Source organism: Pseudomonas sp. BNK-30, from assembly GCF_047456185.1.
Lineage (GTDB): Bacteria > Pseudomonadota > Gammaproteobacteria > Pseudomonadales > Pseudomonadaceae > Aquipseudomonas > Aquipseudomonas putida_E.
The window spans coordinates 5238982-5251665 of the sequence record NZ_CP179904.1 but is presented as its reverse complement, the minus strand read 5'-3'; the positions used below and the strand labels follow the sequence as shown (position 1 = coordinate 5251665).

Sequence of the window (12684 nt, the reverse complement as noted above, 5' to 3'; positions counted from 1 at the left end):
TGGAGTCGCAAAGTCGAGATTACTTCAGCTCGACTTTAGCGCCTGCTTCTTCCAGCTTCTTCTTAGCGTCTTCAGCGGCTTCTTTCGAAACGCCTTCAGCTACGACCTGAGGAGCGCCATCGACTTTCTCTTTGGCTTCTTTCAGGCCCAGACCGGTCAGCTCGCGAACGGCTTTGATCACGTTCACTTTCTTGTCGCCGGCTTCAACCAGAACAACGTTGAACTCGGTCTGCTCTTCAACAACGGCAGCAGCAGCAGCTGGGCCAGCAGCGGCAACAGCAGCGGTAACGCCGAAGGTTTCTTCCATAGCTTTGATCAGCTCAACAACTTCCAGAACGGTTTTCTGGCCGATTGCTTCGATGATTTGCTCGTTAGTCAGGGACATGACTTAAATCCTGTATTGGGGTGACAGCCTACGCAGCCATCAAATTAAACATATGATTTTGAAAGAGGTTACGCGGCCTTAGGCAGCAGCAGCTTCTTTCTGGTCGCGAACGGCCGCCAGAGTACGAGCCAGCTTGCTGGTAGCGCCTTGAATAACGCTCATCAGACGTGCGATAGCTTCGTCACGGGTCGGCAAGGTAGCCAGTACATCGATCTGGTTGGCGGCAATGAAATTGCCGTCAAACGCAGCTGCCTTGATCTCGAACTTGTCCTGACCCTTGGCGAACTCTTTGAACAGACGAGCAGCAGCGCCCGGGTGTTCGTTGGAGAAAGCAATCAGGGTCGGGCCTTTGAACGCGTCGTTGAGGATCGAATACTCGGTGCCTTCAACTGCGCGCTTGAGCAGGGTGTTACGTACGACACGTACGTATACGCCAGCTTCGCGGGCCTCTTTACGGAGTCCGGTCATTGCGCTTACAGTCACACCACGGGCATCGGCCACGACAGCGGACAGAGCGACTTTGGCAGCCTCGTTGACTTCAGCGACGATGGCTTTCTTGTCTTCGAGTTTAATTGCCACGGGTTTACTCCTGGTTTTTACCGTTTCATCTGGCCGAAGCCGGATGTCGTTTTGGTGTCTGATTCGGTAACGAATCGGGAGCACCATCTGCGTAGGCTTGAGGTTTAAGGCTTGCGCCGCCTACGGTCTTGGATAGCCCCCGCCAGGCAGGGACCCCAATTTTGCTGATGGCGCGACGGATCGCGCCATCATTGCCTTACGCGTTCAGCGAGCTCTGATCGATGACCAGACCTGGGCCCATAGTGGTGCTCAGGGTAACGCGCTTGACGTAGATACCTTTCGAAGAAGCCGGCTTGATACGCTTCAAATCAGCGATCAGGGCCTCAACGTTTTCCTTCAGCTTGCCAGCTTCGAAGCCGACCTTGCCAACGGAGGTGTGGATGATACCGTTTTTGTCGGTGCGATAGCGAACCTGACCGGCCTTGGCGTTTTTCACAGCCGTGGCAACATCAGGAGTCACAGTACCGACTTTCGGGTTAGGCATCAGGCCGCGAGGACCCAGAACCTGACCCAGCTGACCCACAACGCGCATGGCATCTGGCGATGCGATGACTACGTCATAGTTCAGGTCGCCGCCTTTCATTTCGGCAGCCAGATCGTCCATACCTACACGGTCAGCGCCGGCAGCCAGAGCGGCCTCAGCAGCTGGACCCTGGGTGAAGACAGCAACGCGTACGGTCTTGCCAGTGCCGTGTGGCAGCACAGTAGCGCTACGTACGACCTGGTCGGATTTACGCGGGTCAACACCGAGGTTGACAGCAACGTCGAAAGATTCGCTGAACTTCACGGTGGACAGTTCAGCCAGCAGCGCAGCTGCGTCTTCGAAGTTGTAAACTTTGCCAGCTTCGATTTTCGAAGCAATAGCCTTTTGGCGCTTGGTCAGCTTAGCCATTACACACCCTCCACGTTCAGGCCCATGCTGCGGGCAGAGCCAGCGATGGTGCGTACAGCAGCGTCCAGGTCAGCAGCGGTCAGATCAGCCTGTTTAGCTTTGGCGATATCTTCCAGCTGAGCACGGGTCACGGTACCGACTTTGACGGTGTTCGGGCGAGCCGAACCACTGGTCAGGCCAGCAGCTTTCTTCAGCAGAACCGAGGCAGGGGTGCTCTTGGTTTCGAAAGTGAAGCTACGGTCACTGTAAACAGTGATGATCACAGGAGTCGGCAGGCCGGCTTCTTGACCCTGAGTACGGGCGTTGAAGGCCTTGCAGAATTCCATGATGTTCACACCGTGCTGGCCCAGTGCTGGACCAACGGGTGGGCTTGGGTTGGCCTGGCCGGCCTTAACTTGCAGCTTGATGTAAGCCTGAATCTTCTTAGCCATGAGCTACTCCAATATCGGGTACGAACGCCAGATGGCTCCCCGGATGACTTGCGTTTTATCCCAGTGACGACAAAACCCCGCAGCACACAGGGCTGCGGGGTATGGGATGCTTCGTCCGCCTAGACCTTTTCGACCTGGCTGAACTCGAGCTCTACCGGAGTAGAGCGACCGAAAATGAGCACCGCCACCTGGAGGCGACTCTTTTCGTAGTTAACCTCTTCGACGTTACCATTGAAGTCAGCGAACGGACCGTCAATGACTCGAACCACTTCACCGGGCTCGAACAACGTCTTCGGCTTCGGCTTGTCACTACCATCGGCAACGCGACGCAGGATAGCCTCAGCTTCTTTATCAGTGATCGGTGCAGGCTTATCTGCAGTGCCACCAATAAAGCCCATCACACGAGGGGTGTCCTTGACCAAGTGCCAAGTCCCTTCGTTCATCTCCATCTGGACCAGAACATAGCCAGGGAAGAATTTACGCTCACTTTTGCGCTTCTGGCCGTTGCGCATTTCGACGACTTCTTCGGTCGGGACCAGGATCTCGCCGAAACCGTCTTCCATGCCTGCCAGCTTGACGCGCTCTATCAGGGAGCGCATAACATGCTTCTCGTAACCCGAGTAAGCATGCACAACATACCAACGCTTAGCCACGGGACACCTTTAGCCAACGATCAGGGAGACCGCCCAGCCGAGCAGGGAATCAAGACCCCACAGCAGCAGTGCCATAACCAGCACGACAGCCACGACAATCAGCGTGGTCTGGGTGGTTTCCTGGCGGGTCGGCCACACGACTTTACGGATCTCAGTACGAGCTTCCTTCGCAAGCGCAAAGAACGACTTACCCTTCGCAGTCTGCAGAGCTACAAAGCCTGCAACAGCAGCCAGGGCGAGAAGCGCAAGAACGCGGTACAGGATTGGGGAGGCGGAGTAATACTGATTACCCACTACACCAACAACCACCAAAGCCACTACAGCCAGCCACTTGAACAGATCAAAACGCGATTCTTGGGCTTCAGTTTTGGGAGTCATCGGGGAGGATCCTGTAAGAAGAAAGCCAATCACACTGAGGTGAATGGCAGGTCAGGAGGGAATCGAACCCCCAACCTACGGTTTTGGAGACCGTCGCTCTGCCAATTGAGCTACTGACCTGTAACGCTGTATCAGGCCGGCCATTATACCGGCCTGATCAAGTAAATCAACTACTTATTCGATAATTTTTGCTACGACGCCGGCGCCGACGGTACGACCGCCTTCACGGATAGCGAAGCGCAGACCGTCTTCCATTGCGATGGTCTTGATCAGGGTAACAGTCATCTGAATGTTGTCACCTGGCATTACCATTTCAACGCCTTCCGGCAGTTCGCAGTTACCGGTCACGTCAGTGGTACGGAAGTAGAACTGAGGACGGTAGCCTTTGAAGAACGGAGTGTGACGGCCGCCTTCTTCCTTCGACAGAACGTAGACTTCTGCGGTGAACTTGGTGTGCGGCTTGACCGAACCTGGCTTGACCAGAACCTGGCCACGCTCAACGTCATCACGCTTGGTACCACGCAGCAGAACGCCGCAGTTCTCGCCAGCACGACCTTCGTCCAGCAGCTTGCGGAACATCTCAACACCGGTGCAGGTGGTGGTGGTGGTGTCACGCAGACCAACGATTTCCAGCGGATCCTGAACGCGGACGATACCACGCTCGATACGACCGGTAACAACGGTACCACGACCCGAGATCGAGAATACGTCTTCGATCGGCATCAGGAACGGCTGGTCGATGGCACGAACTGGCTCAGGAATGTAGCTGTCCAGAGTTTCTACCAGCTTCTTGACAGCGGTAGTGCCCATTTCGTTGTCGTCTTTGCCTTCCAGGGCCATACGAGCAGAACCGATGATGATCGGAGTGTCGTCGCCTGGGAAGTCGTAGGTGGACAGCAGGTCGCGAACTTCCATCTCGACCAGTTCCAGCAGCTCGGCGTCGTCTACCAGGTCAGCCTTGTTCAGGAAGACCACGATGTACGGAACGCCAACCTGACGGGACAGCAGGATGTGCTCACGGGTTTGTGGCATCGGACCATCGGCGGCCGAGCAAACCAGGATCGCGCCGTCCATCTGGGCAGCACCGGTGATCATGTTCTTCACGTAGTCAGCGTGACCTGGGCAGTCAACGTGAGCGTAGTGACGAATGGTCGAGTTGTACTCAACGTGAGCGGTGTTGATGGTGATACCGCGCGCTTTTTCTTCCGGAGCCGAGTCGATCTTGTCGAACTCAACGATTGCCGAACCGAAAACTTCGGAGCAAACGCGAGTCAGAGCTGCGGTCAGAGTGGTCTTACCGTGGTCAACGTGGCCGATAGTGCCGACGTTAACGTGGGGAAGGGAACGATCAAACTTTTCCTTAGCCATCGATACAATCCTCCGCAGAAGAAATAGTCTTACGCTGATAAAACAAAGGCAGATATTTTCATATCTGCCTTGTTTATATGGAGCTCTTGAGCGGACTTGAACCGCTGACCTCACCCTTACCAAGGGTGTGCTCTACCAACTGAGCTACAAGAGCGAAACACATTGTGCAAAATCCGGCAAACTTGGAGCGGGTAGCGGGAATCGAACCCGCATCATCAGCTTGGAAGGCTGAGGTTCTACCACTAAACTATACCCGCGGAGCTTGCGGCTCTCGCTAAAACTGGTGGAGGGAGAAGGATTCGAACCTTCGAAGCTCTCGCAACGGATTTACAGTCCGTCCCCTTTGACCGCTCGGGAATCCCTCCAGATGTGGCCGGCATTCTATTTGTCTGCCGCCCTAGTGTCAAGCTTATTTTCAAATTTTTTCAATCAAATCTGAAGCTTAGCAACTTTGACACTGCCTCCAGCTCTACCACCTCAGTGGTGTTCCCTGTGAAGCGGGCGCCATTCTATCAAGCTATTCGCCAGTTGCAATACCCTGGCAGAAAATAATTTTATGTTTTAAGTCTTTGAAATCGTTGGAAAGAGTGGCGAGGACCGTTTGATCCAGCAAACGCTCGCTTTCCGGGGAAATCTTGAGCCAGAGGCCATCAGCGCCGGGCAGCTGCCCAGATACCGGCAATGCACTGATATCCAAGCTCAACAAGCGCTGGCGCAGGGCATCGATTTGATCTCGCCCTGCCAGGCCGCCCACCACCAGACATTCGTCGCGGCGACGGGGCGGCGTGGCCACACCCGTTTCACGCAAGAGACGAATCTCCTGCTGATTGCCTTTGTACAACGAGAGCGGGGCGACATCCTTGGCTTTTAGCGGGGCTTCCTGTTGGTGCCAGACGTAATAGAAGACGTTGAGCACCAGCAATAGCAGAAACAACCAACGCATAAACACCTCAGCTCAAAGGGCAGGCCATTGCCAAGCCAACGAATACCAAGTCGGGAACCACGCGCGCCTGCGGTACTGCTTCACGCACCAATGGTGCATCCCCCCCAGTGAGGAATACAGTAAAGTCCTCCCCCCACAGCGAGCGTGCTTGCTCCAGCTGCGTACGAGCAAAGCCCTGCAGCATCAACACGCAGCCACGCTCGACCGCCTCGACGGTCGAGCGCCCAGGAGCAAGGCTGGTCAAGGCACGCTCCGCAGATGCGTCGTCGTAGCGGATGCGTCGAGTGTGCGTGCGCAACTGGCTGCGCATCAGTGGCATACCTGGGCAGATGTACCCCCCAAGATGCTCGCCATCAGCGCCAATGAAGTCGGCCTTGGCAGCTGTACCCAGGTCGATCACCAAGCACGCACCCTTGGCCAAGTGGAAAGCGCCCAACGCCGCGAGCCAGCGATCCATGCCCAGGCGCTGGAAATCTTCATATCCATTGCGCACCCCGGCCATCTCACGAGCCGGTTCCGCGACACGCGGCAACACAGAAAACGCCTGAGCGATCAGCGTACAGAGCGCTGCCGTTTCTTCCTCGCTGCGCACACTGACGATACGACAACCCGACAAACGCAGCGAAGCCAAAGTACCGACCTCGGCCACAAGCGCCTGATCCGAATCCACAATGCCGCCACCCACGATAGTAGCGTCGACAGCATGAATGACTCGCCATTTGATGAAGCTGTTACCGCAATCGAGCTCAAGAATCATCACGCAACCTCAAACTGAGCTCACCACCACTGAAGCTCTTCTCCACGCCATCGATCTCCAGGCGCAAGCCACCCTGCCCATCCACTCCAAGCACTACTCCATCGATCTGGGTACTGCCGGCAACAAGCGATACGTTACGCCCCTGCCATAGATGTGCTTGCTCCCATTCCTCCTGAAAAGCGGCAAAACCATAACGTCGGTGACGCGCCAGCTCGTGCTGCAGTTGCTGGCTGAGCATTGCCACCAGGCGATTACGATCGATGGGAGAGCCAACCTCACGCCGTATGGATGTCCACTGCTGATCGACCTGGACGTTTACCTGCATGTTCACATTGACGCCAATGCCAAGAACAACGTGACAGACGTCCGCCGGATCACCGACCAACTCAAGCAGGATGCCGGCGATTTTCTGCCCACGCACAAGAACATCATTAGGCCACTTGAGCCCAACTTCCTTAACACCGAAGCCTTCCAAGGTGCGCATTACCGCCAAGCCGACCACCAGACTCAGCCCTTCGAGCTGTCGCATGCCGCCTTCGACACGTAACACCAGGCTGTAGTAAAGGTTTTCCGCGAAAGGACTTACCCACTGACGACCGCGACGGCCACGCCCAGCGCTCTGTCGCTCGGCAAGCACCAGAAAGGGAGCTGCCAGCCCCTCCCCCACGAGCCGCAACCCTTCAGCGTTAGTCGAGCCGATGGTTTCGTGGATGAACATTGGCCATTGCTCACCACCAGCAAATTCGGCAATTGCCTTTGCTTCGAGCAAGGCCAAGGGCGCCGCTAGCTGATAGCCACGCCCACGAACCTTGTGAATGGTGAGATTCAGCTCACTCTCCAGATGCTGCAGCTGCTTCCAAACGGCGCTGCGGCTCACCCCGAGGGCTGCCCCCAAGGCTTCTCCGGAATGGAACCGGCCATCCTTGAGGAGATTCAACAACTTCAGCATGCCAGTCTCGACTTGGAATAAGGCTGGCATGATAGCTATGGGTAGTGGGCTTGCATAGGAAAAGGGCCGCCCGAAACGAGCCAAATCCCGTGTATAAAGCCAGAAAAGACAAAACCCCTACCTGCTTGCGCAGATAGGGGTTTTGCGAAATGAATCTTGACGATGACCTACTCTCACATGGGGAAACCCCACACTACCATCGGCGATGCATCGTTTCACTACTGAGTTCGGGATGGGATCAGGTGGTTCCAATGCTCTATGGTCGTCAAGAAATTCTGTAGCCAGAATGTCCAGATGGACAGCCCAGCGAATTCGGATATGCGATATTTGTGATGTTACGAACTTTCGGTTCTTTCGTCTTCACCACCACAATCTGCAGCAGCAAATTGCTTGGGTGTTATATGGTCAAGCCTCACGGGCAATTAGTATTGGTTAGCTCAACGCCTCACAGCGCTTACACACCCAACCTATCAACGTCGTAGTCTTCGACGGCCCTTTAGGGGATTCAAGATCCCAGTGAGATCTCATCTTGAGGCAAGTTTCCCGCTTAGATGCTTTCAGCGGTTATCTCTTCCGAACATAGCTACCCGGCAATGCCACTGGCGTGACAACCGGAACACCAGAGGTTCGTCCACTCCGGTCCTCTCGTACTAGGAGCAGCCCCTCTCAAATCTCAAACGTCCACGGCAGATAGGGACCGAACTGTCTCACGACGTTCTAAACCCAGCTCGCGTACCACTTTAAATGGCGAACAGCCATACCCTTGGGACCGGCTTCAGCCCCAGGATGTGATGAGCCGACATCGAGGTGCCAAACACCGCCGTCGATATGAACTCTTGGGCGGTATCAGCCTGTTATCCCCGGAGTACCTTTTATCCGTTGAGCGATGGCCCTTCCATACAGAACCACCGGATCACTAAGACCTACTTTCGTACCTGCTCGACGTGTTTGTCTCGCAGTCAAGCGCGCTTTTGCCTTTATACTCTACGACCGATTTCCGACCGGTCTGAGCGCACCTTCGTACTCCTCCGTTACTCTTTGGGAGGAGACCGCCCCAGTCAAACTACCCACCATACACTGTCCTCGATCCGGATAACGGACCTGAGTTAGAACCTCAAAGTTGCCAGGGTGGTATTTCAAGGATGGCTCCATGAGAACTGGCGTCCCCACTTCAAAGCCTCCCACCTATCCTACACAAGCAAATTCAAAGTCCAGTGCAAAGCTATAGTAAAGGTTCACGGGGTCTTTCCGTCTAGCCGCGGATACACTGCATCTTCACAGCGATTTCAATTTCACTGAGTCTCGGGTGGAGACAGCGCCGCCATCGTTACGCCATTCGTGCAGGTCGGAACTTACCCGACAAGGAATTTCGCTACCTTAGGACCGTTATAGTTACGGCCGCCGTTTACCGGGGCTTCGATCAAGAGCTTCGCTTGCGCTAACCCCATCAATTAACCTTCCGGCACCGGGCAGGCGTCACACCCTATACGTCCACTTTCGTGTTTGCAGAGTGCTGTGTTTTTAATAAACAGTCGCAGCGGCCTGGTATCTTCGACCGGCATGAGCTTACGGAGCAAGTCCTTCACCCTCACCGGCGCACCTTCTCCCGAAGTTACGGTGCCATTTTGCCTAGTTCCTTCACCCGAGTTCTCTCAAGCGCCTTGGTATTCTCTACCTAACCACCTGTGTCGGTTTGGGGTACGGTTCCCAGTTATCTGAAGCTTAGGAGCTTTTCTTGGAAGCATGGCATCAACCACTTCGTCGCCTAAAGGCAACTCGTCATCAGCTCTCGGCTTTGAGATCCCGGATTTGCCTAAGATCTCAGCCTACCACCTTAAACTTGGACAACCAACGCCAAGCTGGCCTAGCCTTCTCCGTCCCTCCATCGCAATAACTGGAAGTACAGGAATATTAACCTGTTTTCCATCGACTACGCTTTTCAGCCTCGCCTTAGGGACCGACTAACCCTGCGTCGATTAACGTTGCGCAGGAAACCTTGGTCTTTCGGCGTGCGAGTTTTTCACTCGCATTGTCGTTACTCATGTCAGCATTCGCACTTCTGATACCTCCAGCAAGCTTCTCAACTCACCTTCACAGGCTTACAGAACGCTCCTCTACCGCATCACCAAAGGTGATACCCGTAGCTTCGGTGCATGGTTTGAGCCCCGTTACATCTTCCGCGCAGGCCGACTCGACTAGTGAGCTATTACGCTTTCTTTAAAGGGTGGCTGCTTCTAAGCCAACCTCCTAGCTGTCTAAGCCTTCCCACATCGTTTCCCACTTAACCATGACTTTGGGACCTTAGCTGACGGTCTGGGTTGTTTCCCTTTTCACGACGGACGTTAGCACCCGCCGTGTGTCTCCCATGCTCGGCACTTGTAGGTATTCGGAGTTTGCATCGGTTTGGTAAGTCGGGATGACCCCCTAGCCGAAACAGTGCTCTACCCCCTACAGTGATACATGAGGCGCTACCTAAATAGCTTTCGAGGAGAACCAGCTATCTCCGAGCTTGATTAGCCTTTCACTCCGATCCACAGGTCATCCGCTAACTTTTCAACGGTAGTCGGTTCGGTCCTCCAGTCAGTGTTACCTAACCTTCAACCTGCCCATGGATAGATCGCCCGGTTTCGGGTCTATACCCAGCGACTAAACGCCCTATTAAGACTCGCTTTCGCTACGCCTCCCCTATTCGGTTAAGCTCGCCACTGAATATAAGTCGCTGACCCATTATACAAAAGGTACGCAGTCACCTAACAAAGTAGGCTCCCACTGCTTGTACGCATACGGTTTCAGGATCTATTTCACTCCCCTCTCCGGGGTTCTTTTCGCCTTTCCCTCACGGTACTGGTTCACTATCGGTCAGTCAGTAGTATTTAGCCTTGGAGGATGGTCCCCCCATGTTCAGACAAAGTTTCTCGTGCTCCGTCCTACTCGATTTCATTGATAAGAGATTTTCGTGTACGGGGCTATCACCCACTATGGCCGCACTTTCCAGAGCGTTCCACTAATCTCAAACCAACTTAAGGGCTGGTCCCCGTTCGCTCGCCACTACTAAGGGAATCTCGGTTGATTTCTTTTCCTCAGGGTACTTAGATGTTTCAGTTCCCCTGGTTCGCCTCTTGCACCTATGTATTCAGTACAAGATACTCAGCTTATGCTGAGTGGGTTCCCCCATTCAGAGATCTCTGGATCACAGTCTGTTTGCCGACTCCCCAAAGCTTATCGCAGGCTACCACGTCTTTCATCGCCTCTGACTGCCAAGGCATCCACCGTATGCGCTTCTTCACTTGACCATATAACCCCAAGCAATCTGGTTATACTGTGAAGACGACATTCGCCGAAAATTCGCATGTTGCTCTTTCGAGCAGAACTCACAAATTTTACCTTAGCCTGATCCACCAGCAGTGAAACTGGTGTTCAGTCTATTTCTATCACATATCCGAATTTTTAAAGAACGATCTGACAAAAGTCAGAAATCAACATTCAAGCCAAATGTTCATTTCTGAGTTCTGATCAGGAACAGCGCTGGACCTATATTTAGGTCCTGATCGCCTTTTACAAAGAATCAAGCAATTCGTGTGGGAGCTCATCAGCAGGCTGATGTCGTCGATTAAGGAGGTGATCCAGCCGCAGGTTCCCCTACGGCTACCTTGTTACGACTTCACCCCAGTCATGAATCACACCGTGGTAACCGTCCTCCCGAAGGTTAGACTAGCTACTTCTGGTGCAACCCACTCCCATGGTGTGACGGGCGGTGTGTACAAGGCCCGGGAACGTATTCACCGCGACATTCTGATTCGCGATTACTAGCGATTCCGACTTCACGCAGTCGAGTTGCAGACTGCGATCCGGACTACGATCGGTTTTGTGAGATTAGCTCCACCTCGCGGCTTGGCAACCCTCTGTACCGACCATTGTAGCACGTGTGTAGCCCAGGCCGTAAGGGCCATGATGACTTGACGTCATCCCCACCTTCCTCCGGTTTGTCACCGGCAGTCTCCTTAGAGTGCCCACCATAACGTGCTGGTAACTAAGGACAAGGGTTGCGCTCGTTACGGGACTTAACCCAACATCTCACGACACGAGCTGACGACAGCCATGCAGCACCTGTGTCAGAGTTCCCGAAGGCACCAATCCATCTCTGGAAAGTTCTCTGCATGTCAAGGCCTGGTAAGGTTCTTCGCGTTGCTTCGAATTAAACCACATGCTCCACCGCTTGTGCGGGCCCCCGTCAATTCATTTGAGTTTTAACCTTGCGGCCGTACTCCCCAGGCGGTCAACTTAATGCGTTAGCTGCGCCACTAAAATCTCAAGGATTCCAACGGCTAGTTGACATCGTTTACGGCGTGGACTACCAGGGTATCTAATCCTGTTTGCTCCCCACGCTTTCGCACCTCAGTGTCAGTATCAGTCCAGGTGGTCGCCTTCGCCACTGGTGTTCCTTCCTATATCTACGCATTTCACCGCTACACAGGAAATTCCACCACCCTCTACCGTACTCTAGCTTGCCAGTTTTGGATGCAGTTCCCAGGTTGAGCCCGGGGCTTTCACATCCAACTTAACAAACCACCTACGCGCGCTTTACGCCCAGTAATTCCGATTAACGCTTGCACCCTCTGTATTACCGCGGCTGCTGGCACAGAGTTAGCCGGTGCTTATTCTGTCGGTAACGTCAAAACACTAACGTATTAGGTTAATGCCCTTCCTCCCAACTTAAAGTGCTTTACAATCCGAAGACCTTCTTCACACACGCGGCATGGCTGGATCAGGCTTTCGCCCATTGTCCAATATTCCCCACTGCTGCCTCCCGTAGGAGTCTGGACCGTGTCTCAGTTCCAGTGTGACTGATCATCCTCTCAGACCAGTTACGGATCGTCGCCTTGGTGAGCCATTACCCCACCAACTAGCTAATCCGACCTAGGCTCATCTGATAGCGCAAGGCCCGAAGGTCCCCTGCTTTCTCCCGTAGGACGTATGCGGTATTAGCGTTCCTTTCGAAACGTTGTCCCCCACTACCAGGCAGATTCCTAGGCATTACTCACCCGTCCGCCGCTAAATCAAGGAGCAAGCTCCCGTCATCCGCTCGACTTGCATGTGTTAGGCCTGCCGCCAGCGTTCAATCTGAGCCATGATCAAACTCTTCAGTTCAATACTGCTTGGGTTTTTAAGAAACCCTAAACTTGGCTCAGCAATCTCAAATGACTATGTGATTTCTCGCATGGTCACTTGTGATGCTGATAATCTTTCTGACTATCAGTCCGTACTCACAAGCACCCACACGAATTGCTTGATTCGATTTGTTAAAGAGCGTTTGGTTAAGAGCTTTTCGTCTCAACCGAGGCGCGCATT

10 protein-coding genes, 4 tRNA genes and 3 rRNA genes are annotated in these 12684 nt (G+C 54.0%); all 17 read right to left on the bottom strand.

Annotation, left to right across the window (positions count from 1 at the left end; all coding sequences use genetic code 11):
* Nucleotides 1-19 precede the first annotated feature (19 nt).
* Entirely contained in the window at nucleotides 20-385 is a 366-nt protein-coding gene (gene rplL / locus ACMGGN_RS24330) for a 50S ribosomal protein L7/L12 (protein ID WP_003255496.1), read from the bottom strand.
* Nucleotides 386-463: 78 nt separating this feature from the next.
* The gene (rplJ, locus tag ACMGGN_RS24325) at nucleotides 464-964 is read right to left on the bottom strand and encodes a 50S ribosomal protein L10 (protein WP_012316523.1); all 501 of its coding nucleotides are present in this window, start codon (nucleotides 962-964) and stop codon (nucleotides 464-466) included.
* A 196-nt stretch (nucleotides 965-1160) separates the two neighbouring features.
* Nucleotides 1161-1856 carry a 50S ribosomal protein L1 gene (gene rplA, locus ACMGGN_RS24320; RefSeq protein ID WP_008089131.1) on the bottom strand — a complete coding sequence of 232 codons (696 nt, stop codon included), beginning with the start codon at nucleotides 1854-1856 and terminating at the stop codon, nucleotides 1161-1163.
* On the bottom strand, nucleotides 1856-2287 hold the full coding sequence (gene rplK, locus ACMGGN_RS24315; RefSeq protein WP_003255500.1) for a 50S ribosomal protein L11: 432 nt from the start codon (nucleotides 2285-2287) through the stop codon (nucleotides 1856-1858). The genes rplA and rplK overlap by 1 nt, the downstream gene beginning before the upstream one ends.
* Before the next feature lie 119 nt (nucleotides 2288-2406).
* Complete coding sequence (gene nusG, locus ACMGGN_RS24310) at nucleotides 2407-2940, bottom strand: transcription termination/antitermination protein NusG (protein WP_012316525.1); 534 nt, start codon at nucleotides 2938-2940, stop codon at nucleotides 2407-2409.
* A 9-nt stretch (nucleotides 2941-2949) separates the two neighbouring features.
* A complete protein-coding gene (gene secE / locus ACMGGN_RS24305) occupies nucleotides 2950-3318 on the bottom strand; it encodes a preprotein translocase subunit SecE (protein ID WP_008089117.1) in 369 nt (122 codons plus the stop codon).
* Between the two features lie 44 nt (nucleotides 3319-3362).
* Nucleotides 3363-3438: transfer RNA gene (locus ACMGGN_RS24300), tRNA-Trp, on the bottom strand.
* 54 nt (nucleotides 3439-3492) lie between these two features.
* Nucleotides 3493-4686: an elongation factor Tu gene (gene tuf, locus ACMGGN_RS24295; RefSeq protein WP_003255489.1), complete on the bottom strand. Its 1194-nt coding sequence runs from the start codon at nucleotides 4684-4686 to the stop codon at nucleotides 3493-3495.
* A gap of 78 nt (nucleotides 4687-4764) precedes the next feature.
* Nucleotides 4765-4840 (bottom strand) — tRNA-Thr (locus tag ACMGGN_RS24290).
* A gap of 29 nt (nucleotides 4841-4869) precedes the next feature.
* Nucleotides 4870-4943: transfer RNA gene (locus ACMGGN_RS24285), tRNA-Gly, on the bottom strand.
* Nucleotides 4944-4967: 24 nt separating this feature from the next.
* Nucleotides 4968-5051, bottom strand: a tRNA-Tyr gene (locus ACMGGN_RS24280).
* A 152-nt stretch (nucleotides 5052-5203) separates the two neighbouring features.
* Nucleotides 5204-5629 carry a hypothetical protein gene (locus tag ACMGGN_RS24275; RefSeq protein WP_046788138.1) on the bottom strand — a complete coding sequence of 142 codons (426 nt, stop codon included), beginning with the start codon at nucleotides 5627-5629 and terminating at the stop codon, nucleotides 5204-5206.
* 7 nt (nucleotides 5630-5636) lie between these two features.
* Nucleotides 5637-6386: a pantothenate kinase gene (locus ACMGGN_RS24270; RefSeq protein ID WP_115273747.1), complete on the bottom strand. Its 750-nt coding sequence runs from the start codon at nucleotides 6384-6386 to the stop codon at nucleotides 5637-5639.
* A complete protein-coding gene (gene birA / locus ACMGGN_RS24265; protein WP_115273746.1) occupies nucleotides 6376-7335 on the bottom strand; it encodes a bifunctional biotin--[acetyl-CoA-carboxylase] ligase/biotin operon repressor BirA in 960 nt (319 codons plus the stop codon). The genes ACMGGN_RS24270 and birA overlap by 11 nt, the downstream gene beginning before the upstream one ends.
* Before the next feature lie 154 nt (nucleotides 7336-7489).
* Nucleotides 7490-7605, bottom strand: a 5S ribosomal RNA gene (rrf, locus tag ACMGGN_RS24260).
* Between the two features lie 131 nt (nucleotides 7606-7736).
* Nucleotides 7737-10628, bottom strand: a 23S ribosomal RNA gene (locus ACMGGN_RS24255).
* Nucleotides 10629-10946: 318 nt separating this feature from the next.
* Nucleotides 10947-12483, bottom strand: a 16S ribosomal RNA gene (locus tag ACMGGN_RS24250).
* Together the 16S, 23S and 5S rRNA genes form the textbook arrangement of a ribosomal RNA operon.
* Nucleotides 12484-12684 lie beyond the last annotated feature (201 nt).

Excerpts from the sequence above, each read along its gene's own strand:
- rplL (WP_003255496.1), bottom strand. The coding sequence starts at position 385 with ATGTCCCTGACTAACGAGCAAATCATCGAAGCAATCGGCCAGAAAACC.
- rplA (WP_008089131.1), bottom strand. The coding sequence starts at position 1,856 with ATGGCTAAGCTGACCAAGCGCCAAAAGGCTATTGCTTCGAAAATCGAA.
- rplK (WP_003255500.1), bottom strand. The coding sequence starts at position 2,287 with ATGGCTAAGAAGATTCAGGCTTACATCAAGCTGCAAGTTAAGGCCGGC.
- secE (WP_008089117.1), bottom strand. The coding sequence starts at position 3,318 with ATGACTCCCAAAACTGAAGCCCAAGAATCGCGTTTTGATCTGTTCAAG.
- tuf (WP_003255489.1), bottom strand. The coding sequence starts at position 4,686 with ATGGCTAAGGAAAAGTTTGATCGTTCCCTTCCCCACGTTAACGTCGGC.
- ACMGGN_RS24275 (WP_046788138.1), bottom strand. The coding sequence starts at position 5,629 with ATGCGTTGGTTGTTTCTGCTATTGCTGGTGCTCAACGTCTTCTATTAC.
- ACMGGN_RS24270 (WP_115273747.1), bottom strand. The coding sequence starts at position 6,386 with ATGATTCTTGAGCTCGATTGCGGTAACAGCTTCATCAAATGGCGAGTC.
- birA (WP_115273746.1), bottom strand. The coding sequence starts at position 7,335 with ATGCTGAAGTTGTTGAATCTCCTCAAGGATGGCCGGTTCCATTCCGGA.